Source organism: Bacillus sp. D7-8 (genome assembly GCF_052055895.1).
GTDB classification, from domain to species: Bacteria; Bacillota; Bacilli; order Bacillales; family Bacillaceae; genus Bacillus; species Bacillus velezensis.
In genome coordinates, this window is sequence record NZ_CP179922.1 from 654,962 (window position 1) to 677,240 (window position 22,279).

21 protein-coding genes and 1 riboswitch are annotated in these 22,279 nt (G+C 49.3%); of the genes, 19 read left to right on the forward strand and 2 right to left on the reverse strand.

Translation table 11 applies throughout. The features are described 5' to 3' along the window. The first annotated feature begins 43 nt into the window (after positions 1-43). The 14 genes from ACKTRM_RS03440 (at position 44) to purD (ending at position 13,901) form a co-directional block, all read left to right on the forward strand. Entirely contained in the window at positions 44-598 is a 555-nt protein-coding gene (locus ACKTRM_RS03440) for a DUF2179 domain-containing protein (RefSeq protein ID WP_007609840.1), read from the forward strand. Further along, positions 595-792 (forward strand): NETI motif-containing protein, encoded by a 198-nt coding sequence (locus tag ACKTRM_RS03445; RefSeq protein ID WP_003155772.1) that lies wholly within the window; start codon positions 595-597, stop codon positions 790-792. Before ACKTRM_RS03440 ends, ACKTRM_RS03445 begins: the two co-directional genes overlap by 4 nt. Positions 793-870: 78 nt before the next feature. Continuing rightward, positions 871-972, forward strand: a riboswitch (purine riboswitch). 132 nt (positions 973-1,104) lie between these two features. Further along, positions 1,105-1,593 carry a 5-(carboxyamino)imidazole ribonucleotide mutase gene (gene purE / locus ACKTRM_RS03450; RefSeq protein WP_007609846.1) on the forward strand — a complete coding sequence of 163 codons (489 nt, stop codon included), beginning with the start codon at positions 1,105-1,107 and terminating at the stop codon, positions 1,591-1,593. Further along, positions 1,547-2,728: a 5-(carboxyamino)imidazole ribonucleotide synthase gene (gene purK, locus ACKTRM_RS03455; RefSeq protein ID WP_012116995.1), complete on the forward strand. Its 1,182-nt coding sequence runs from the start codon at positions 1,547-1,549 to the stop codon at positions 2,726-2,728. The genes purE and purK overlap by 47 nt, the downstream gene beginning before the upstream one ends. Continuing rightward, positions 2,728-4,020: an adenylosuccinate lyase gene (gene purB, locus ACKTRM_RS03460; protein WP_007408896.1), complete on the forward strand. Its 1,293-nt coding sequence runs from the start codon at positions 2,728-2,730 to the stop codon at positions 4,018-4,020. Before purK ends, purB begins: the two co-directional genes overlap by 1 nt. Positions 4,021-4,095: 75 nt before the next feature. Then, positions 4,096-4,815, forward strand: a complete 720-nt coding sequence (purC, locus tag ACKTRM_RS03465; protein WP_012116996.1) for a phosphoribosylaminoimidazolesuccinocarboxamide synthase — start codon at positions 4,096-4,098, stop codon at positions 4,813-4,815. Next, complete coding sequence (gene purS / locus ACKTRM_RS03470; RefSeq protein ID WP_003155758.1) at positions 4,815-5,069, forward strand: phosphoribosylformylglycinamidine synthase subunit PurS; 255 nt, start codon at positions 4,815-4,817, stop codon at positions 5,067-5,069. The genes purC and purS overlap by 1 nt, the downstream gene beginning before the upstream one ends. Next, the gene (gene purQ, locus ACKTRM_RS03475; RefSeq protein ID WP_007408898.1) at positions 5,066-5,749 is read left to right on the forward strand and encodes a phosphoribosylformylglycinamidine synthase subunit PurQ; all 684 of its coding nucleotides are present in this window, start codon (positions 5,066-5,068) and stop codon (positions 5,747-5,749) included. Before purS ends, purQ begins: the two co-directional genes overlap by 4 nt. Further along, positions 5,733-7,961: a phosphoribosylformylglycinamidine synthase subunit PurL gene (gene purL, locus ACKTRM_RS03480; protein WP_012116997.1), complete on the forward strand. Its 2,229-nt coding sequence runs from the start codon at positions 5,733-5,735 to the stop codon at positions 7,959-7,961. Before purQ ends, purL begins: the two co-directional genes overlap by 17 nt. Further along, positions 7,937-9,367, forward strand: coding sequence for an amidophosphoribosyltransferase (gene purF, locus ACKTRM_RS03485; protein WP_007408900.1), 1,431 nt, complete (start codon positions 7,937-7,939; stop codon positions 9,365-9,367). Before purL ends, purF begins: the two co-directional genes overlap by 25 nt. A 90-nt stretch (positions 9,368-9,457) precedes the next feature. Then, positions 9,458-10,498, forward strand: a complete 1,041-nt coding sequence (purM, locus tag ACKTRM_RS03490) for a phosphoribosylformylglycinamidine cyclo-ligase (protein ID WP_012116998.1) — start codon at positions 9,458-9,460, stop codon at positions 10,496-10,498. After that, complete coding sequence (gene purN, locus ACKTRM_RS03495; protein ID WP_012116999.1) at positions 10,495-11,082, forward strand: phosphoribosylglycinamide formyltransferase; 588 nt, start codon at positions 10,495-10,497, stop codon at positions 11,080-11,082. Before purM ends, purN begins: the two co-directional genes overlap by 4 nt. Next, entirely contained in the window at positions 11,079-12,617 is a 1,539-nt protein-coding gene (gene purH, locus ACKTRM_RS03500) for a bifunctional phosphoribosylaminoimidazolecarboxamide formyltransferase/IMP cyclohydrolase (protein WP_012117000.1), read from the forward strand. Before purN ends, purH begins: the two co-directional genes overlap by 4 nt. A 15-nt stretch (positions 12,618-12,632) precedes the next feature. Further along, positions 12,633-13,901, forward strand: coding sequence for a phosphoribosylamine--glycine ligase (purD, locus tag ACKTRM_RS03505; protein ID WP_012117001.1), 1,269 nt, complete (start codon positions 12,633-12,635; stop codon positions 13,899-13,901). A 169-nt stretch (positions 13,902-14,070) separates the two neighbouring features. Here purD and ACKTRM_RS03510 read toward each other — a convergent pair whose 3' ends face one another. Continuing rightward, complete coding sequence (locus ACKTRM_RS03510) at positions 14,071-14,301, reverse strand: YgaP family membrane protein (protein WP_017419030.1); 231 nt, start codon at positions 14,299-14,301, stop codon at positions 14,071-14,073. Positions 14,302-14,422: 121 nt separating this feature from the next. On the opposite strand from ACKTRM_RS03510, the gene ACKTRM_RS03515 reads away from it, so the two are divergent. From ACKTRM_RS03515 to ACKTRM_RS03525, 3 genes are read left to right on the forward strand one after another with little or no spacing between them, the layout of a single operon-like run. Continuing rightward, a complete protein-coding gene (locus ACKTRM_RS03515; RefSeq protein WP_012117002.1) occupies positions 14,423-16,165 on the forward strand; it encodes an adenine deaminase in 1,743 nt (580 codons plus the stop codon). A gap of 24 nt (positions 16,166-16,189) precedes the next feature. Beyond that, positions 16,190-17,185: a DUF3048 domain-containing protein gene (locus tag ACKTRM_RS03520; protein ID WP_012117003.1), complete on the forward strand. Its 996-nt coding sequence runs from the start codon at positions 16,190-16,192 to the stop codon at positions 17,183-17,185. 2 nt (positions 17,186-17,187) lie between these two features. Further along, entirely contained in the window at positions 17,188-17,499 is a 312-nt protein-coding gene (locus ACKTRM_RS03525; protein ID WP_003155745.1) for a YerC/YecD family TrpR-related protein, read from the forward strand. A gap of 35 nt (positions 17,500-17,534) precedes the next feature. On the opposite strand, the gene ACKTRM_RS03530 is transcribed toward ACKTRM_RS03525, so the two are convergent. Next, positions 17,535-19,109, reverse strand: coding sequence for an FMN-binding glutamate synthase family protein (locus ACKTRM_RS03530; RefSeq protein WP_012117004.1), 1,575 nt, complete (start codon positions 19,107-19,109; stop codon positions 17,535-17,537). A 195-nt stretch (positions 19,110-19,304) separates the two neighbouring features. Here ACKTRM_RS03530 and ACKTRM_RS03535 point away from each other — a divergent pair, with 195 nt between their 5' ends. Together ACKTRM_RS03535 and pcrA are read left to right on the forward strand one after the other, a co-directional pair. Beyond that, positions 19,305-19,994: a heptaprenylglyceryl phosphate synthase gene (locus ACKTRM_RS03535; RefSeq protein ID WP_012117005.1), complete on the forward strand. Its 690-nt coding sequence runs from the start codon at positions 19,305-19,307 to the stop codon at positions 19,992-19,994. 57 nt (positions 19,995-20,051) lie between these two features. Then, positions 20,052-22,271, forward strand: a complete 2,220-nt coding sequence (pcrA, locus tag ACKTRM_RS03540; RefSeq protein ID WP_007408910.1) for a DNA helicase PcrA — start codon at positions 20,052-20,054, stop codon at positions 22,269-22,271. The last annotated feature ends 8 nt before the right edge of the window (positions 22,272-22,279 follow it).

The window sequence follows — 22,279 nt, forward strand, 5'->3', positions numbered from 1 at the left end:
ATTGAAAGATTGGCTTTTCAAATTATCAGAGGAGGGGGAATCAATGATGCAGACGATTTTATCCAACAGTATAGGTATGGTTCTCATTATTCTCATCATTAACATTATATATGTCTCTTTCTTTACGATCAGGATGATTCTGACATTAAAGGGACAGCGCTATTTCGCCGCGGGCATCAGTACGATTGAAATCCTTGTGTATGTGACCGGCCTGAGTCTCGTGCTCGGCAATCTGAATCAAATTCAAAACGTCATTGCCTATGCACTCGGCTACGGCCTCGGCGTCATAGTGGGAATGAAAATTGAAGAAAAACTGGCGCTCGGCTATATTACAGTCAACGTCATTACGAAGGAGCTCGATCTGGACCTGCCGAAACAGCTCCGGGAAAAAGGATACGGGGTTACAAGCTGGGTTGCGGGCGGACTTGAAGGAGACCGGACCGCCATGCAGATACTGACACCGCGCAAATATGAGCTTCAGCTTTATGATACGATTAAAACGCTTGATGAAAAAGCGTTTATGATCGCCTTTGAGCCGAAAACGATCCATGGCGGATTCTGGGTGAAAGCAGTGAAGAAGAGGAGAATTAAGGAATGACAAAGCCAAAAAAGAAACGGTTTGAAGTAACGGAACATGAAACGATCGATACCATTCTCACTTTAATGAAGGAAGAGGGCTATATGCCCGTCCGGCGGATGGAAGAGCCGATCTTTACAGAAAAGAAAGAAAATGGATCAATTCAAGTCGTTCCTTGCGGGAAAAAAATCGTATTTGAAGGGAAATTGATCTAAACACGAACATTAAAAGAAAGAATTTTTATATCGTTCGATAATGTCGTTGACATTATCCAAGTCCGTTGTTAAGATAAACATGAAATCAAAACACGACCTCATATAATCTTGGGAATATGGCCCATAAGTTTCTACCCGGCTGCCGTAAACGGCCGGACTATGCAGGAAAGTGATAAACAGCTGACATGGATATCGCAGAAGCGAACGACTGACGATACGCGCGCCATGCCCGGTTTGTATTGCTTCCTCATAGTTGCAATATAAGCCGGGCTTTTTTTTCTGAAAAACAAAGCATGAGAAGGTGGGAACAGAATGCAGCCGCTAGCAGGAATCATCATGGGAAGCACCTCCGATTGGGAGACAATGAAACATGCATGCGACATACTTGACGAACTTCACATTCCTTATGAAAAACAGGTGGTATCCGCGCACCGGACGCCTGATTTGATGTTTGAATATGCAGAAAGCGCAAGAGACAGGGGTTTAAAAGTCATTATTGCCGGAGCCGGAGGAGCGGCGCATCTGCCGGGAATGACGGCGGCCAAAACGACGCTGCCGGTGATCGGCGTACCGGTTCAGACGAAATCGCTTAACGGGCTTGATTCTCTTCTGTCTATCGTACAGATGCCCGGCGGCGTGCCGGTCGCGACGACGGCGATCGGGAAAGCGGGCGCAGTGAACGCGGGTCTGTTAGCCGCGCAAATTTTGTCGGCATTTGACGATGACATTGCGGATAAACTAGAGGCGAGAAGAAATGCGACAAAACAAACGGTGCTGGAAAGCAGTGATCAGCTTGTCTAATAAAAAAACGATTTTTCCCGGCGCCGTCATCGGCATTATCGGAGGCGGACAGCTCGGAAAAATGATGGCTGTCGCCGCAAAACAGATGGGCTATAAAGTCGCTGTCGTCGATCCCGTGAAAGACTCGCCATGCGGACAGATCGCCGATATTGAGATTACCGCCCAGTACAATGACCGTGAAGCGATTCAAAAATTGGCCGGAGTCAGTGACATCATTACCTACGAATTTGAAAATATCGATTACGAGGCGCTCAACTGGCTCAAAGAACATGCATATCTTCCCCAGGGAAGCGAGCTGCTGCTCATCACCCAAAACAGGGAAACGGAAAAAAAGGCGATCCAATCAGCAGGCTGTCAAGTCGCGCCGTATCGGATCGTAAACAGCGGACGGGAGCTTGAGGAAGCCGTTCAGGCACTGGGGCTCCCGGCGGTGCTGAAAACATGCCGCGGCGGATATGACGGCAAAGGCCAATTTGTCATTAAGGAAGAAGGACAGACAGATGAAGCGGCTGCGCTGTTAGAAAACGGCACGTGCATACTTGAAAGCTGGGTATCGTTCCGGATGGAGCTTTCCGTTATCGTGACGAGATCGGTGCACGGTGAGATTTCAACCTTTCCGGCTGCTGAAAATATCCACAAAAATAATATTCTGTTCCAAAGCATCGTGCCCGCGAGAGCGGAGGAAACGGTTCAGAAGCGGGCAGAGGCGCTTGCCGTTCAGCTCGCGGAGAAATTGGAGCTTGTCGGGCCGCTTGCGGTGGAAATGTTCGTCACGGAAGACGGAGACCTTTTGATTAATGAACTGGCGCCGCGTCCTCACAACTCCGGGCATTATACGCTCGACCTTTGTGAAACGAGCCAATTCGAACAGCACATCAGAGCGGTCTGCGGACTTCCTCTCGGCAGAACCGATCTTCTCAAACCGGGAATGATGGTGAATCTGCTCGGTGATGAAGTGAAGCTTGCGGAGGAGCATACGGAGCTTTTAAAGGAAGCCAAACTGTACCTGTACGGAAAACATGAGATTAAAAAAGGCCGCAAAATGGGGCATATGACATTTTTGCGGAAGCCTGATGAAACATGGATTCAGGACATCACGAACATATGGATGAAAAGAGACGGAGGACGAGCATAATGATCGAACGTTATTCAAGACCTGAAATGTCCGCGATCTGGACGGACGAAAACAGATACCAGGCATGGCTGGAAGTCGAGATTTTAGCCTGTGAAGCCTGGGCTGAGCTTGGCGTCATTCCGAAAGAAGACGTCAAAGTCATGCGTGAAAACGCGTCTTTCGACATCAACCGCATTTTGGAAATCGAGCAGGATACGCGCCATGACGTCGTTGCATTCACCCGCGCGGTTTCAGAATCATTAGGCGAAGAAAGAAAATGGGTTCACTACGGCCTGACGTCAACAGATGTCGTGGATACCGCTCTTTCCTATCTATTAAAACAGGCGAATGAGATCTTGCTCAAGGACATTGAGAGATTTGTTGACATTATAAAAGAAAAAGCGAAAGAACATAAATACACGGTCATGATGGGCCGCACGCACGGCGTACACGCGGAACCGACGACATTCGGCCTGAAACTCGCGCTTTGGCATGAAGAAATGAAACGCAACCTTGAACGTTTCAAGCAGGCAAAAGAAGGGATCGAAGTCGGGAAGCTTTCCGGCGCGGTCGGCACATATGCGAATATTGATCCGTTCGTAGAACAGTATGTCTGTGAAAAACTCGGCCTGAAAGCGGCGCCGATTTCCACTCAGACATTACAGCGCGACCGTCATGCGGATTACATGGCGGCACTGGCTTTGATCGCGACGAGCATTGAAAAATTCGCAGTGGAAATCCGCGGTCTGCAAAAGAGTGAAACACGTGAAGTGGAAGAGTTTTTTGCTAAAGGACAAAAAGGCTCATCGGCTATGCCTCATAAGCGGAATCCGATCGGGTCGGAAAATATGACGGGCATGGCGCGCGTGATCCGCGGGTATATGCTGACGGCATACGAAAATGTACCGTTATGGCATGAGCGTGATATTTCTCATTCATCAGCTGAGCGCATCATTCTTCCTGACGCGACAATCGCGCTAAATTACATGCTGAACCGATTCAGCAATATCGTCAAAAACTTAACGGTATTCCCGGAAAATATGAAACGCAACATGGACCGCACACTCGGTTTGATCTATTCTCAACGCGTGCTGCTTGCTTTAATCGACACGGGTCTGCCTCGTGAAGAAGCATATGACACGGTTCAGCCGAAAGCGATGGAAGCATGGGAAAAACAAGTGCCGTTCCGCCAGCTTGTCGAAGCGGAGGAAAAAATCACGTCCCGTCTCACACCGGAACAGATTGCCGATTGCTTTGACTACAATTATCATTTGAAAAACGTCGACTTGATCTTTGAGCGTTTAGGTTTATAGAAGAAGCCAGCCGGAGGCGGCTTCTTCAGCCGCCATAGATTGAATATTCCCAACATTCGGGTTAGGAGGCCTTCCGTGAATATTGTGAACAATAATCTTCTTTATGAAGGAAAAGCGAAACGAATTTATCAAACTGAAGACGAACAGATTCTCCGCGTGGTCTACAAGGATTCCGCAACAGCCTTTAACGGTGAGAAAAAAGCGGAGATCAGCGGAAAGGGCCGTCTGAACAATGAAATTTCAAGCCTGATTTTCAAACATCTGCACGCCAAAGGAATTGACAACCACTTTGTGGAGCGTGTTTCAGAATCAGAGCAGCTTATCAAAAAAGTGAGCATCATTCCGCTTGAAGTCGTGGTCAGAAACATTGCCGCCGGAAGCATGTCGAAACGTCTCGGCATCCCGGAAGGAACTAAGCTTCCACAGCCGATTATCGAATTTTACTATAAAGATGACGCACTCGGCGATCCGCTCATCACAGAAGATCATATCTGGCTTTTAAAAGCGGCGGCTCCTGAGCAGGTGGAAACGATCAAATCGATTACAAAACAGGTGAATCAAGAGCTGCAGCATATTTTTGAAGACTGCGGCGTCAGATTAATAGATTTTAAGCTGGAATTCGGCTTAGACGCAGAGGGACGGGTGCTTTTAGCGGATGAAATTTCTCCTGACACGTGCCGTCTGTGGGACAAAGACACAAACGAAAAGCTCGATAAAGATTTGTTCAGACGGAACCTGGGAAGCTTAACCGACGCATATGAAGAGATTTTCAAAAGACTGGGAGGCATTTCATAATGTATAAAGTGAAAGTTTATGTCAGCTTAAAAGAAAGTGTGCTCGATCCTCAAGGAAGCGCGGTGCAGCATGCATTGCACAGCATGACCTACAATGAAGTGCAGGATGTGCGCATCGGAAAATACATGGAGCTGACGATTGAAAAATCTGACCGCGATCTTGACGCGCTCGTGAAAGAAATGTGTGAAAAGCTCCTTGCCAATACAGTCATTGAAGACTACCGATATGAAGTTGAGGAGGTTGTCGCACAGTGAAATTTGCGGTGATTGTGTTACCCGGCTCCAACTGTGATATTGATATGTTCCACGCCGTAAAAGACGAACTCGGCGAAGAAGTCGAGTATGTCTGGCACGAGGAAACAAGCCTTGACGGATTTGACGGCGTGCTCATCCCCGGCGGGTTTTCATACGGCGACTACTTGAGATGCGGCGCCATCGCCAGATTCGCAAATATCATGCCGGCTGTGAAAAAAGCGGCTGCCGAAGGAAAACCGGTTCTCGGCGTCTGCAACGGATTCCAGATTCTGCAGGAGCTCGGACTTCTGCCCGGCGCGATGAGACGCAACAAAGATTTAAAGTTCATCTGCCGCCCGGTTGAATTAATCGTGCAGAACGGCGGCACGTTATTCACATCTTCCTATGAAAAAGGACAATCGATTACGATTCCGGTTGCCCACGGCGAAGGCAATTTCTACTGTGATGACGAAACGCTTGAAAGATTAAAAGAAAACAATCAAATCGCCTTCACATACGGCGGCGATATTAACGGAAGCGTCAGCGGCATTGCCGGCGTCGTGAATGAGAAAGGCAACGTATTAGGCATGATGCCTCACCCTGAGCGCGCAGTCGATGAACTGCTCGGCAGCGCAGACGGTCTTACATTGTTCCGGTCTATCGTGAAAAATTGGAGGGAAACTCATGTCGCTACTGCTTGAACCAAGTAAAGAACAAATAAAAGAAGAGAAACTCTATCAGCAAATGGGTGTCAGTGATGACGAGTTCGCACTCATTGAATCTATTATCGGAAGATTGCCGAACTACACGGAAATCGGGATTTTTTCCGTCATGTGGTCAGAGCACTGCAGCTATAAAAACTCAAAACCGGTTTTACGCAAATTCCCGACTAGCGGCGAACGCGTGCTGCAGGGTCCCGGAGAAGGCGCGGGAATCGTTGACATCGGTGACAATCAGGCGGTCGTGTTCAAAATTGAATCTCATAACCATCCGTCAGCGATTGAGCCATACCAAGGTGCTGCGACGGGAGTGGGCGGCATCATCCGTGACGTTTTCTCAATGGGCGCCCGTCCGATAGCTGTATTAAACTCTCTTCGATTTGGTGAGCTCACTTCACCTCGTGTGAAGTACTTGTTTGAAGAAGTAGTGGCGGGAATCGCGGGATACGGAAACTGTATCGGCATTCCGACGGTCGGCGGAGAAGTGCAGTTTGACGCAAGCTATGAGGGCAATCCGCTTGTCAATGCAATGTGCGTCGGCTTAATTGATCATAAAGATATTAAAAAAGGCCAGGCGAAAGGTGTCGGCAACACGGTCATGTACGTCGGCGCTAAAACGGGCCGCGACGGCATACACGGCGCTACTTTCGCATCAGAAGAAATGTCAGATTCATCTGAAGAAAAACGTTCCGCGGTGCAGGTCGGCGATCCTTTCATGGAAAAACTTCTCCTGGAAGCATGCCTTGAAGTCATCCAATGCGACGCCTTAGTCGGCATTCAGGATATGGGGGCGGCAGGTCTGACAAGTTCGAGTGCTGAAATGGCAAGCAAAGCCGGCTCAGGCATTGAAATGAACCTTGATCTCATTCCGCAGCGGGAAACAGGTATGACCGCTTACGAAATGATGCTTTCCGAGTCTCAGGAACGCATGCTTCTCGTCATTGAACGCGGACGTGAACAGGAAATTGTCGATATTTTTGATAAATATGATCTTGAAGCGGTTTCCGTAGGTCATGTTACGGATGATAAAATGCTCCGCCTCCGCCATAACGGAGAGGTTGTTTGCGAGCTTCCGGTCGACGCGCTGGCGGAAGAAGCACCTGTATACCACAAGCCGTCAGCAGAACCCGCGTACTACCGCGAGTTTCAGGAAACGGAAGCTCCCGCGCCTGAAGTAAAAGATGCGACAGAGACGCTTTTTGCCCTGCTGCAGCAGCCGACAATCGCCAGCAAAGAGTGGGTGTACGATCAATATGACTACATGGTGCGCACAAATACGGTGGTCGCTCCGGGCTCTGACGCGGGAGTGCTCAGAATCCGCGGCACGAAAAAAGCGCTGGCGATGACGACGGATTGTAACGCCCGTTATTTATATCTTGATCCAGAAGAAGGCGGAAAAATCGCCGTTGCCGAAGCGGCGCGCAACATCGTATGCTCCGGCGCCGAACCGCTTGCGGTCACGGATAATCTGAATTTCGGAAACCCGGAAAAACCTGAAATTTTCTGGCAGATCGAAAAAGCGGCCGACGGCATCAGCGAGGCGTGCAATGTTCTCAGCACACCCGTCATCGGCGGAAACGTATCACTTTATAATGAATCGAACGGAACGGCGATCTACCCGACGCCTGTTATCGGCATGGTCGGCTTAATTGAAGATACCGCTCATATTACGACACAGCATTTCAAACAAGCGGGGGATCTTGTATACGTGATCGGCGAAACAAAACCTGAGTTTGCCGGAAGCGAACTGCAAAAAATGACAGAAGGCCGCATTTACGGCAAAGCGCCGCAAATCGATCTTGATATAGAGCTGTCACGCCAAAAAGCATTGCTTGACGCGATTAAAAAAGGCTTCGTTCAATCAGCGCATGACGTATCAGAAGGCGGCTTAGGCGTAGCGATTGCAGAAAGCGTCATGACGACGGAAAACCTTGGCGCCAACGTGACTGTAGAAGGGGAAGCGGCATTATTATTCTCTGAATCTCAATCCCGCTTCGTCGTTTCGGTGAAAAAAGAACACCAAGCGGCGTTTGAAGCGGCTGTGGCCGATGCGGTTCATATCGGCGAGGTAACGGCTGACGGACTTCTGGCGATTCAAAACCAGGACGGACAACAATTGGTTCACGCGCAAACGAAAGAACTAGAGCGCGCGTGGAAAGGAGCTATTCCATGCTTGCTGAAATCAAAGGCCTGAATGAAGAATGCGGTGTGTTTGGCATCTGGGGACATGAAGAAGCTCCGCAGATCACATATTACGGCCTGCACAGCCTCCAGCACAGAGGACAGGAAGGCGCCGGCATCGTGGCGACTGACGGTGAAAAACTGACGGCGCATAAAGGACAGGGGCTTATTACCGAGGTTTTTCAAAACGGCGAACTGAGCAAAGTGAAGGGAAAAGGCGCGATCGGGCACGTCCGTTATGCGACGGCAGGCGGAGGCGGATATGAAAATGTTCAGCCGCTCCTGTTCCGTTCACAAAACAACGGCAGCCTCGCGCTCGCCCATAACGGCAACTTGGTCAACGCCACACAGTTGAAGCAGCAGCTTGAAAACCAAGGGAGCATCTTTCAGACTTCCTCCGATACGGAAGTGCTGGCTCATCTGATTAAACGCAGCGGACACTTTTCGCTGAAGGATCAAATCAAAAATTCACTATCTATGCTGAAAGGCGCTTATGCCTTTTTAATCATGACTGAAACAGAAATGATCGTAGCGCTTGACCCGAACGGACTCAGACCGCTGTCAATCGGCATGATGGGTGATGCTTACGTCGTCGCTTCAGAAACGTGCGCATTCGATGTGGTCGGTGCGACATACCTTCGCGAGGTAGAGCCGGGCGAAATGCTGATCATCAATGATGAAGGCATGAAATCAGAGCGTTTTTCCATGAATATCAACCGTTCCATCTGCAGCATGGAGTACATTTATTTCTCAAGACCTGACAGCAATATCGACGGCATTAACGTGCACAGCGCCCGGAAAAACCTCGGGAAAATGCTTGCCCAGGAGTCCGCGGTTGAAGCGGATGTCGTCACAGGCGTGCCTGATTCCAGTATTTCTGCGGCCATCGGCTATGCCGAGGCAACGGGCATCCCGTACGAACTCGGTCTCATTAAAAACCGTTATGTCGGCAGAACGTTTATCCAGCCGTCACAGGCTCTCCGTGAGCAAGGCGTCAGAATGAAGCTGTCCGCCGTCCGCGGTGTTGTTGAAGGAAAACGGGTCGTCATGGTTGATGATTCCATCGTGCGCGGGACGACAAGCCGCCGGATTGTCACGATGCTCAGAGAAGCGGGTGCGACAGAGGTGCATGTGAAAATTAGTTCACCGCCGATCGCTCATCCGTGCTTCTACGGCATCGACACATCAACCCATGAGGAGCTGATCGCTTCTTCTCATTCCGTGGAAGAAATCCGCCAGATCATCGGTGCTGACACGCTTTCTTTCTTAAGTGTAGACGGATTGTTAAAAGGAGTCGGCCGAACATTTGAAGACACCAATTGCGGACAATGCCTCGCTTGTTTTACGGGCAAATATCCGACGGAAATTTATCAGGATACAGTGCTTCCTCACGTAAAAGAAGCGGTGCTGACAAAATAAAATCTGAAAATGACATAAAGGCAGCGGGAATTCAGGCTGCCTTTCTCTTTCTGCTTTTAAGGAGAAACGAATTGACAAGGAGTGATAGGGATGTCTGATGCTTATAAAAATGCCGGAGTTGACATCGAAGCCGGATACGAGGCCGTCAAACGAATGAAAAAACACGTGGAGCGCACGCAAAGGCTCGGCGTTATGGGAAGCCTGGGCGGTTTTGGCGGAATGTTTGATCTGTCAGAGCTTCCGTATCAAAAGCCTGTTTTAATTTCCGGAACAGACGGTGTCGGCACCAAGCTGAAACTCGCATTTTCAATGGATAAGCATGACACGATCGGCGTCGATGCGGTCGCGATGTGTGTAAATGATGTGCTTGCCCAAGGAGCGGAGCCGCTGTTTTTCCTAGATTATTTAGCGGTCGGCAAGGCCGATCCGGTAAAAATTGAGCAGATCGTTCAGGGCGTGGCGGACGGATGCGAGCAGTCAGGATCAGCGCTTATCGGCGGTGAGACGGCGGAAATGCCGGGGCTGTATACGGCTGATGAATACGATATTGCGGGCTTTTCAGTCGGCGTCGCGGAAAAAGACGAAATCGTCACCGGTGAACATATCGAAGAGGGGCATCTCTTAATCGGACTTACTTCAAGCGGCCTTCACAGCAACGGGTTTTCCCTAGTGAGAAAAGTGCTTCTTGATGACGGCGGACTTGATTTGGATACTGTCTATGAACCGTTTGCGCGTCCTCTCGGAGAAGAATTGCTGGAACCGACGAGAATATATGTGAAGCCGGTGCTCAAGGCGGTGAAAAGCGGTAAGGTAGACGGCATGGCGCATGTGACAGGCGGAGGATTCATCGAGAACATCCCGCGGATGCTGCCGGACGGATTGAGCGCGGAAATTGATCACGGATCATGGCCGATCCCGCCGATTTTTCCGTTTCTGCAGGAGCACGGCAAGCTGAAAGAAGAAGAAATGTTCAATGTCTTTAATATGGGCATCGGTTTTGTCCTTGCCGTTAAAGAAGAGGACTTGACAGGCGTTATCGACACGCTTGAAGCTCAGGGCGAGAAGGCTTATCTGATCGGCCGGGTCAAGCGGGGCGAAGGCATTTCTTTCGGCGGTGCGGCTCTTTCATGAAAAAGTTTGCGGTATTTGCTTCAGGAAACGGATCGAACTTCGAGGCCATTGCCAAACGCATGAGAGAAGAGAAGTGGGATGCGGAGCTCTCGCTTCTCGTGACGGATAAGCCTCAGGCAAAGGCGGTGGAAAGGGCGGAGGCTTTACACATTCCGTCATTCGCCTTTGAACCGTCATCTTTTGAAAACAAAGCGGCCTTTGAACGGGCCGTTATTGAACAGCTGCGCCTGCACGGGGCGGAATTAATCGTTCTCGCCGGCTATATGAGACTGATTGGAGATACGCTGCTTGAAGCATACGGGGGCCGCATTATTAATATACATCCCTCGCTTCTTCCGGCATTCCCCGGGATTGACGCTGTCGGACAGGCGTATCGGGCCGGTGTGAAAGTGGCGGGCATTACCGTTCATTACGTCGACGAAGGCATGGACACCGGACCGATTATCGCGCAAAAAGCATTCGAAATACAGGAAAACGATACGCTTGAAAACATAGAGCATACAATACACGAGCTTGAGCACAAATGGTATCCGAGCGTTGTGAAACAGCTGCTGGGACTAAATAACAGAGGTGAAAAGGCATGACAATCAAACGCGCACTAATCAGTGTTTCTGATAAAACAAATCTCGTACCTTTCGTAAAGGAACTGACAGAGCTCGGCGTCGAAGTCATTTCGACCGGAGGAACAAAAAAACTTCTTCAGGAAAACGGTGTGGATGTCATCGGCATTTCAGAAGTGACCGGATTTCCTGAAATTATGGACGGACGGTTAAAAACGCTCCATCCTAATATTCACGGCGGACTGCTTGCCGTAAGAGATAATGAAGAGCATATGGCGCAGATCAATGAGCATGGCATTGCCCCCATTGACCTTGTGGTCGTCAACCTTTACCCGTTTAAAGAAACGATTTCGAAAGAAGACGTAACATACGATGAAGCGATAGAAAACATTGATATCGGCGGTCCCGGCATGCTGCGCGCCGCATCGAAAAACCATCAGGATGTGACGGTCATCACAGATCCGGCCGATTACAGCTCCGTGCTCAATGAGATTAAAGAACACGGCGGCGTTTCGCTTAAAAGAAAACGCGAGCTTGCGGCCAAAGTATTCCGCCATACCGCGGCATACGACGCATTAATCGCTGATTACTTAACACGCGAGGCCGGTGAGAAAGACCCTGAGCAATTCACCGTTACATTTGAGAAAAAACAATCGCTCCGCTATGGTGAAAACCCTCACCAAGAGGCTGTTTTCTATCAAAGCGCACTTCCCGTCTCCGGTTCCATCGCGGCGGCAAAACAGCTTCACGGCAAAGAGCTTTCTTACAACAATATTAAGGACGCAGATGCGGCCGTTCAAATCGTCCGGGAATTTACAGAACCCGCAGCTGTTGCCGTTAAACATATGAACCCGTGCGGAGTCGGTACGGGAGCTTCAATTGAGGAAGCATTCAATAAAGCGTATGAAGCTGATAAAACCTCCATTTTCGGCGGCATCATCGCGCTGAACCGTGAAGTTGATCAGGCAACGGCTGAAGCCCTTCACGGCATCTTTTTAGAAATCATTATCGCCCCTTCTTTCAGTGAAGAAGCGCTGAACGTACTGACGGCGAAGAAAAACCTTCGTCTGCTCACGCTTGACGTGTCCGCATCAGGGAAGAAAGAAAAACAGCTGACATCCGTACAGGGCGGCCTTTTGATTCAAGATTTAGACGTCCATGGATTTGATGATGCCGACATCAGCATCCCGACAAAAAGAGAGCCGAGCGATCAGGAATGGGAAGATTTGAAGTTGGCCTGGAAAGTCGTCAAACATGTGAAATCCAACGCGATCGTTCTTGCAAAAGACCATATGACGGTCGGTGTGGGAGCGGGGCAGATGAATCGCGTCGGTTCAGCTAAAATCGCCATTGAGCAGGCCGGAGAAAAAGCAAAAGGCAGCGCGCTCGGATCAGACGCGTTTTTCCCGATGCCGGATACAGTCGAAGAAGCCGCAAAAGCCGGTGTCACGGCGATTATCCAGCCCGGCGGATCGGTCCGCGATGAAGATTCGATTAAAAAAGCGGATGAATACGGCATCGCCATGGTATTCACCGGCATCAGACATTTCAAACATTAAGAGGGGGAACGAAGCGTGAATGTATTGATTATCGGAAAAGGCGGCAGAGAGCATACATTGGCTTGGAAAGCGGCGCAAAGCCCGCTTGTTGACACGGTGTACACCGCGCCCGGAAATGACGGTATGGCAGACTGCGCGACGCTGGTCAACATTGAAGAAAGCGATCATGCCGCACTCATTGCGTTTGCGAAAGAACATCGTGTCGGGCTGACGATTATCGGCCCCGAAGTTCCTCTGATTGAAGGGATAGCCGACGAGTTTGAAAAAGCCGGACTGCTTGTTTTCGGACCGTCTGAAAAAGCGGCAATCATTGAAGGGAGCAAACAGTTTGCCAAGGATTTAATGAAAAAATACGGCATTCCGACGGCGGAGTATGAGACGTTTACTTCATTTGAAGAGGCGAAAGCATATGTGCAGCAAAAAGGCGCGCCGATTGTCATTAAAGCGGACGGGCTTGCCGCCGGAAAAGGTGTCACGGTCGCGATGACGGAAGAAGAAGCGATTGAATGCCTGCACGATTTTCTTGAGGATGAGAAATTCGGGGAGGCGAGCGCATCCGTTGTCATTGAAGAGTTCCTCGCCGGCGAAGAATTTTCTTTAATGGCGTTTGTAAAAGGGGAGACCGTCTATCCGATGGTAATCGCTCAAGATCATAAACGCGCCTTCGATGGAGACAATGGGCCGAATACGGGCGGAATGGGAGCCTACTCACCAGTGCCGCACATTTCCGATGATATCGTCAGAAGCGCAGTCGAAACGATTGTGAAGCCGGCGGCAAAAGCAATGGTCAAAGAGGGGCGCTCCTTCACGGGCGTGCTGTACGCGGGGCTGATTCTGACGGAAAACGGATCAAAAGTCATTGAATTCAACGCGCGCTTCGGAGATCCGGAAACACAGGTTGTCGTGCCGAGAATGGAATCTGACCTCATTCAGGTGCTCTTTGATCTTCTGCATGAGAAGGATGTTGACCTAAGGTGGAAGGATACGGCCGCCGTCAGCGTTGTGCTGGCTTCTGAAGGCTATCCGGAAGGCTATGCGAAAGGCACTCCGATCGGCAGTTTGACGTCCGCTGAAGACGGGATCGCCGTTTTTCATGCCGGAACGAAAAAAGACGGCGGACAATTTGTTACAAACGGCGGCCGGGTCGCCAATGTCACGGCATTTGCTGAGACATTTGAAGCGGCGAGAGATAAAGTGTACAGCGCCGTTTCAGGGCTGACAAAACCCGGACTGTTTTACAGAAGCGACATCGGCGCCCGTGCGCTGAAAGCATCGCAGCGATAAAGAGGAAAACCCCGCGTCATATAAGATGCGGGGTTTCTTCTGAAAAGACGACTAAGACTGTCGGCTTGCCGTGTGACACGCAGTCATCGATGAAGTCCTCCGGCGTATAGACGGATTCTTCTCAGACTCGCGGAACAGGAGAAATTAAATAACAAGCCGAAACGGCTTGTTATTTTTCTTGCTGATGGCTGTCATCCTGATTCATTCCGGTTTGGAACATATATGTCACCGGACAGAAGCGGAGGATGCCGGATGCCGCTTTCATCGCGCCCATCATCATACAGAAGAGATGCATCTTGCACCAAGGTTTTCTCGTGTATTTCGCTGAAGCAGCAGACAAAATGGTGAGGCCGCAAGTGATGCGCATAACGGCATTTAATAAACTGATATTCGGTTTCATCATTTCAGCTCCCTTAGAAAAAGTTTTTCATTCATCTTCAATAATTTGTAACGTTTTAGCCGTGCGATAATTGTGCGGATGTGATACGATGGGTCTAATATAAGCGAAGGAGAGTATGTGAATGTCCGAACGTACCTTTAACTGGAAAAATAAAGACATCAGATCACAGGCGGATGTTGTAGACTCAAAGCTGCTTCCAACGCTACTTTTACGGGATGCTCTCGTATTAAATCCTTTTTTAAAACAATGGCTGAAAAAGAATGTCTGGATTTACGGAGACCGAATTGTATATGTTGGTGATGAGCTTCCTGATGCAGCAGAGCACATTCATACCATAAATTGTGAAGGAAAATACATTGTGCCAGGTTACATTGAACCGCATACACATCCTTTTCAAATATATAATCCCCAAACGCTCGCCGAATATGTGTCTCAATTCGGAACAACGACGTTTGTTAATGATAACTTGTTTTTTCTTTTGCATAGCGGTAAAAAGAAAGCGCTTACTATATTGGAGGAACTGAAAAAACAGCCGGTGCAATACTTCTGGTGGTCCAGATATGATCTGCAGACTGAAGTGCTGAATGAGGATCAGCTTCTTTCTTTTGATGTCCGAAAGCAATGGATTGAGCACCCGGATGTCATTCAAGGCGGAGAATTGACCGGATGGCCGCGCCTCATGGACGGCGATGACCTGATGCTTCATTGCATGCAGGCGACAAAAAAACTGCGCAAGCGGATAGAAGGGCATTTTCCCGGAGCCTCTGAAAAAACACTGACGAAGATGAAACTGTTCGGAGCTGATTCCGACCACGAGGCGATGAATGGCGGCGAGGTGATGAGACGGCTTGAATTGGGCTACTATGTTTCGCTCAGACATTCATCCATCCGCCCTGATTTGAGAACGATTTTGCAGGATCTTCATCAAAAAGGCTTCCGGCATTATGATCATTTCTTCTACACGACGGATGGAGCGACGCCGCATTTTTATAAAGGCGGCATGACGAATGAATTAATCAAAATCGCTTTGGAGGAAGGAGTTCCGGCGATCGATGCCTACAATATGGCCTCCTTTAATATCGCGAAGTATTATCAGATGGACGACTTTCTCGGTGTGGTCGGTCCGGGACGGCTTGCTTCATTGAACATTCTCGATGACCCGATGAATCCGGACCCGGTCACGGTGATCTCCAAAGGCATCCTGCTGAGGGAAGACGGCCGAAATATGAATGCGTTTACAGAAACGGATTGGAAAAAGGGCGGTCTTGTCCCTCTTGAGCTTTCATATGATATGACGATGGATGATTTACAGTTTTCAATGCCGATGGGTGTGACCATGCGCAACGCGGTCATTATGGAGCCGTATATGATTGCGATTGATAATTCTGTTGACCAGCTTTCTTTTGATCATGATGAATGCTATCTCACGCTTCTCGATAAGCATGGAAAATGGCGGGTCAATACAATGCTGAAAGGTTTTGCCGATCGGGTGCAGGGCTTTGTCAGTTCCTACACGACAACCGGAGATATTATCGCTGCCGGAAAAAATAAAGAAGATATCCTGCTCGCTTTCTCACGGATGAAAGAAATCGGCGGCGGAATCGTGCTTGCCGAAAACGGGAAGATTCTTCATGAGATTCCCCTCGCCTTAAACGGTTCTGCATCCGCGGAGAAGTATGAAGAAGTGCTTGAGAAAGAGCAAAAACTGAGGATGTTGCTGGAGGAGCGGGGCTACCGATTCTGCGATCCGATCTATACGCTGCTCTTTTTGCAGAGCACACACCTGCCTTATATCCGCATTACGCCGAGAGGAATATTTGACGTGATGAAAAAAACTGTACTCTTTCCATCGATAATGCGTTAAAATATAAAAGCAGGGAGCCGACATATGAAAAGATGGAAAACCGTTTGTATGCTTTGTTTTGCGTTTTTGCTGCTTGCCGCCTGCCGGCAGAATAATGCCGATCAGGTGCAGCCGAAAGAAGCGGAAGCTCCTTTAACGGGGCTGAAAACTGAGCAGAAGCTTGCAGAACGCCGTCCGATTGCAGTCGCAGTGAACAATCATCCGAAGGCGAGGCCCCAATCCGGGCTGTCAAAGGCGGATGTTGTCATCGAAGCGCTCGCGGAGGGCCGGATTACGCGGTTTCTCGCGATTTTTCAAAGTGAGATGCCGGAAACGGTCGGGCCTGTGCGGAGCGCGAGGGAATATTTTGTCACGCTCAGCAGCGGGTTTAACAGCATATTTGTCCATCATGGCTGGAGTCCCGGCGCAAAAAAGCAGCTGGAGTCCGGAGCTTACGATTATATAAACGGTTTGGATTTTGACGGAAGCCTGTTTTGGAGAGCCGATTTCAGCAAGCCGCCCCACAATTCCTACACGTCGTATGACAATATCAGGAAGGCGGCGGAACAAAAAGGATACAAGCTGAACGGAAAAACAGAACCGCTCCCATTTCAGACATCAGATGCAAAACCAGGAAATGAAACCTACAATATTCGGATAGATTATGGAACACAAAACATTACAAATCTTGTCGAATACGATTATGATAAAAAAGCTGATGCTTATACAAGAAGCTCTGATGGTGTGAAAGCGACAGACCGGGAGACCGGAAAGCCTTTAGCCATGCACAACATTTTTATTGTTGAAGCCGGCCATCGCATGACAGACAAAGATGGAAGGCGGGCCATCGATATTCAGTCAGGGGGGAAGGGCCTCCTGCTTCAGCACGGCGATGTTATAGAGTCAGACTGGGAATATAAAGACGGCCGTATTCTGCCCGTAAAAGGCGGTGAGATTCTTCCGTTTGTGCCAGGAAAGACATGGATTAATATCGTGCCTGATCTCGATGCAGCTTCCATTAGTAAAGGAGAAGGTGTTTGACGATGCAAATCGATAAATTACGCGGAAAAGAACTGGACCAGTTATTTTTATCTATTTTATCGCTGAAAGATCTGGAGGAATGCTATCGTTTCTTTGACGATCTTTGTACGATTAATGAAATCCAATCGCTGGCGCAGCGTTTGGAAGTGGCAAGAATGCTCCGCGAAGGAAATACGTATCACAAAATAGAAAGCGAAACGGGTGCTTCCACAGCGACGATTTCCCGGGTGAAGCGCTGCTTAAATTATGGTAACGACGCCTATGAAATGGCGCTTGACCGCGTAAACAAAGGAGAATCCTCCTCAGCTACGTAAAAAACCGCTCTGCCGATGACGGCAGGCGGTTTTTTTTATGCGTGCTGATTCAAAAGGCCGGGAAGTTCCCTCAGGCTTCCGTCTTCCTCCCGGTATACGATGTGTTCAGCTGAAAAATGAATCGGCGAGCTGATGCCCGCCGCAGCGGCAAGGTGAAACAGCCCTTCACGCAATGAGAGCACGTAGTTGCAGACGCGGTGCTGTTTATCCTCGATACTGAGCGCGCGCTGAAGTTTTGGGTCGGTTGTCGCCACTCCGACAGGACAATGATTGGTGTGGCATACTTGAGCGCGGATACAGCCGACTGAAAACATCATTCCCCGGGCAATATTGACAAAATCCGCGCCTAACGCGAGGGCAACGGCAATCTTATCCGGAGTGAGCAGCTTTCCGGATGCGAAAATTTTCAGCTTATCTCTTATCCCGTATGTCTTCAAAAGGCCGTCAACAAGGGGAAGGCCGGTCAGAATCGGCAGGCCGACGGAATCCGCCAGCTCATGGAAAGAAGCTCCCGTTCCCCCTTCACTGCCGTCAATCGTAATAAAGTCGGGAAGTTTGCCTGATGAACTCATACAGGAAATAAGGTCTTCAAGGTCTTTGCGGCTGCCCGGGACAATTTTGATACCGACCGGTTTTTCGCCGACAGTCCTTAATTTCTCAATGAAATCAAGCATGTCCGGAACATTTGAGAACTCGTTGAAGCGGTTTGGGCTGTCAATGGATTGTCCGGGCTGCACATTTCTGATGGCGGCAATTTCTTCGGTCACCTTTGAACCGTCAATATGCCCGCCTCTTGCTTTCGCCCCTTGCGCAAGCTTTAATTCAAAGGCTTTAATCTGCTCGAGGCGGCTTTTTTTCTTAAATTCTTCCCACGAAAATTCTCCATCTTCGGTGCGGACGCCGAACAGGCCGGGGCCGATTTGGCAGATAATATCCGCGCCGCCTTTCAGGTGATACTCAGACAGGCCGCCTTCGCCTGTATTCATCCATGTGCCGCCGGCCTGGTGCAGCCCTTTTGACAGGGCGGTGATTGCCCTGTCGCCAAGTGAGCCGTAGCTCATCGCTGATTGTCCGATTAACCCTTTCACATAAAACGGCTTTTTGCATGTGTCGCGGCCGATCACTTGCACATCGTCCGGATGCAGGTAATAAGGGTCCGCTTTTGCTTTTTCGCGGTGTTCGCTGCGTTTCAGCAGGTTGTCTTTGTCAATTTTATATACCATCGTGTCGATCTTCGGCGTCTGATCTGCGCGCAGCTCCTCCCTTTGTTTCGGGAAGAGGGCGTTACGGATATAATAGCCCGGCTGATTGAAATCCCGTTCTGAGCCGAAGCCCATCATTCTGCTTTTATACTTTCCGGACATGACCGTCTGTTCATATTCTCTCCGGGAAAACGGCTGTTCTTCGTTATCATTGCTGAATAAATACTGCCGCAGCTCAGGTCCGATTTTTTCAAATATATAGCGCAGTTTTCCCGCTACGGGATAATTGCGCAGCACTGAATGTTCTTCCTGCTTTTCGTCTCTTATGTATATCCAGAGAAACAGTGCGGCGGGAACTAAAATAATAAAAATCAATATACAAATCAGTACGATAATGGCTTGTTCCATTGAGATCAGACTCCTTGTCTTTTTTCTCTTTGACATTCCACATATTGTCTGTTTTCAAACATAGCCGTTTCCCGTCCGGCGGAGCGCAATCTTTTTTTGTGAATCAGGTGAATGACGTCTTTTTCCGTTTTTCCGGGCCAAACGAATTTGTTATAATGTTTAAATGGCAAGAAACGAATGGAGGAACGAAAACGCATGTACGATGTTAACGAGTGGAAGCATGTTTTTAAACTCGATCCGAATAAAGATTTACCGGATGAACAGCTGGAACGGCTTTGTGAATCAGGGACTGACGCCATTGTGATCGGAGGAAGCGACAATATCACCGAGGACAATGTGCTGAGACTGATGTCAAAGGTGCGGCGGTTTTTAGTGCCGTGCGTACTTGAGGTGTCGACGATTGATTCCATTGTGCCCGGGTTTGATCTTTATTTCATTCCGAGTGTGCTCAACAGCAAAAAGGCGGACTGGATTGTCGGCATGCATCATCAGGCGATGAAAGAATACGGAGAGCTCATGTCAATGGAGGAAATCGTGACGGAGGGCTACTGCATCGTCAACCCTGATTGTAAGGCGGCCGCTTTGACGGAGGCGGATACACATATAGAAACAGAAGATATTCTCGCCTATGCGCGGGTCGCGGAACATTTGCTTCATCTCCCGATTTTTTATCTGGAATACAGCGGGATGCTGGCGGACATAGAAATGGTGGAGAAAACGAAGGCTGTGCTGGACAAGTCCGTCCTGTTTTACGGAGGCGGCATTAAAGACGCAGAAACGGCGGAACGGTTCGGCCGTCATGCCGACGTCATCGTTGTCGGAAATGCCGTATATGAAGATTTTGATCAGGCGCTTAAAACGGTGGCGGCTGTAAAGACAAAGTAGCCAAGCGGACGAAATTGATTTATGATAGAACATATGTTTGATAGGCGGTGAACGGATATGAATTACATTAGCAATCAATTATTAAGCGGATTAAATCCCGTTCAGCAGGAAGCGGTCAAGACGACGGACGGTCCCCTGCTTCTGATGGCGGGCGCGGGAAGCGGAAAAACACGTGTGCTGACGCACAGAATCGCATACTTAATGGCGGAAAAACACGTGGCGCCATGGAACATTCTGGCGATTACATTTACAAATAAAGCCGCCAGAGAAATGAAGGAGCGGGTGGAGAGCATTCTCGGACCCGGCGCGGATGAAATCTGGATTTCCACCTTCCACAGCATGTGTGTGCGGATTCTGCGCAGGGATATTGACAGAATCGGCATCAACCGAAATTTCTCCATTCTTGATACGGCTGATCAGCTTTCCGTTATTAAAGGGATTCTGAAAGAGCGGAATATCGATCCGAAAAAGTTTGATCCGAGAAGTATTTTAGGCTCCATCAGCAGCGCAAAAAACGAGCTGATCGAACCTGAGGAATTCGCAAAAACGGCCGGCGGCTACTACGATCAGGTCACGAGTGACGTGTATACCGATTATCAGAAAAAACTGCTGAAAAACCAATCGCTTGATTTTGATGATTTAATCATGACGACGATTAAGCTTTTCGAGCGTGTGCCGGAAGTGCTTGAGTTTTATCAGCGCAAATTCCAGTACATTCACGTAGACGAGTATCAGGATACGAACAGGGCGCAATACCTGCTTGTGAAGCAGCTTGCGGCCCGTCTTGAAAATATCTGCGTCGTCGGTGACTCCGACCAGTCCATTTACAGATGGCGCGGGGCGGATATCGCGAATATCCTTTCCTTTGAAAAAGATTATCCGAGCGCAAACGTGATTCTGCTCGAGCAAAACTACCGCTCAACAAAGCGGATTCTGCAGGCGGCTAACGAAGTGATCAAAAACAACTCAAACCGCAAGCCGAAAAACCTGTGGACGGAAAATGACGAAGGCATCAAGCTTTCTTATTACAGCGGCGACAATGAATTCGGCGAAGGCCAATTCGTCGCGGGCAAAATTTACGAGCTGCACAGCTCGGGCCGGCGGAAGCTTTCCGATATCGCGATTTTATACCGGACAAACGCCCAGTCGCGCGTCATTGAGGAAACCCTTTTAAAATCCGGACTGAACTACAATATCGTCGGCGGAACCAAGTTCTACGACAGGAAAGAAATTAAAGACATTCTCGCATACCTGCGCCTTGTGTCAAACCCGGACGACGACATCAGTTTTACGCGGATCGTCAATGTGCCGAAGCGGGGCGTCGGCGCCACTTCGCTAGAAAAAATCGCTTCATATGCGGCGATGAACGGAATGTCAATGTTCCAGGCGATCAAACAGGTTGATTTCATCGGCGTCAGCGCGAAAGCGGCAAACGCGCTTGACGGCTTTGGCGCGATGATTGAAAATCTGACGAACATGCAGGATTACCTGTCCATTACGGAACTCACGGAAGAAATTCTCGAGAAAACGGAATACAGAGAAATGCTGAAGGCCGAAAAATCAATCGAAGCCCAAAGCCGTCTTGAAAATATCGACGAGTTTCTTTCCGTGACGAAAAACTTCGAACAAAAAAGCGAAGACAAGTCTCTCGTCGCGTTTCTGACTGATTTGGCGCTGATTGCGGATATTGACCAGCTCGACCAGAAGGAAGAGGAATCAGGCGGAAAGGATGCCGTCACTTTAATGACACTGCACGCCGCTAAGGGGCTTGAATTTCCTGTCGTGTTCTTAATGGGCATGGAAGAAGGCGTGTTCCCGCACAGCCGCTCCCTGATGGAAGAAGCCGAGATGGAAGAAGAACGCAGGCTCGCATATGTAGGCATTACGAGGGCGGAAGAAGAATTGTATTTAACGAATGCCAAAATGCGCACCTTATTCGGCCGCACCAATATGAATCCGGAATCCCGCTTTATCAGGGAAATACCTGGCGATTTATTGGAGAACCTAAATGAGAAGAAAACACCTCGCATGCAGCCGGGAAGAAAAGTGCAGCCAAAACGCGGGCCCGTATCCCGTCCCGTTTCCTATGCGAACAAAACAGGCGGCGACTCGCTCAGCTGGGCGGTCGGCGATAAAGCGGGCCATAAAAAATGGGGCACCGGAACGGTTGTCAGCGTAAAAGGAGAAGGCGAAAGCACCGAGCTTGATATCGCATTCCCGAGCCCAGTCGGCGTGAAGCGTCTGCTTGCCGCTTTTGCGCCGATTGAAAAGCAGTAACCTGAAGA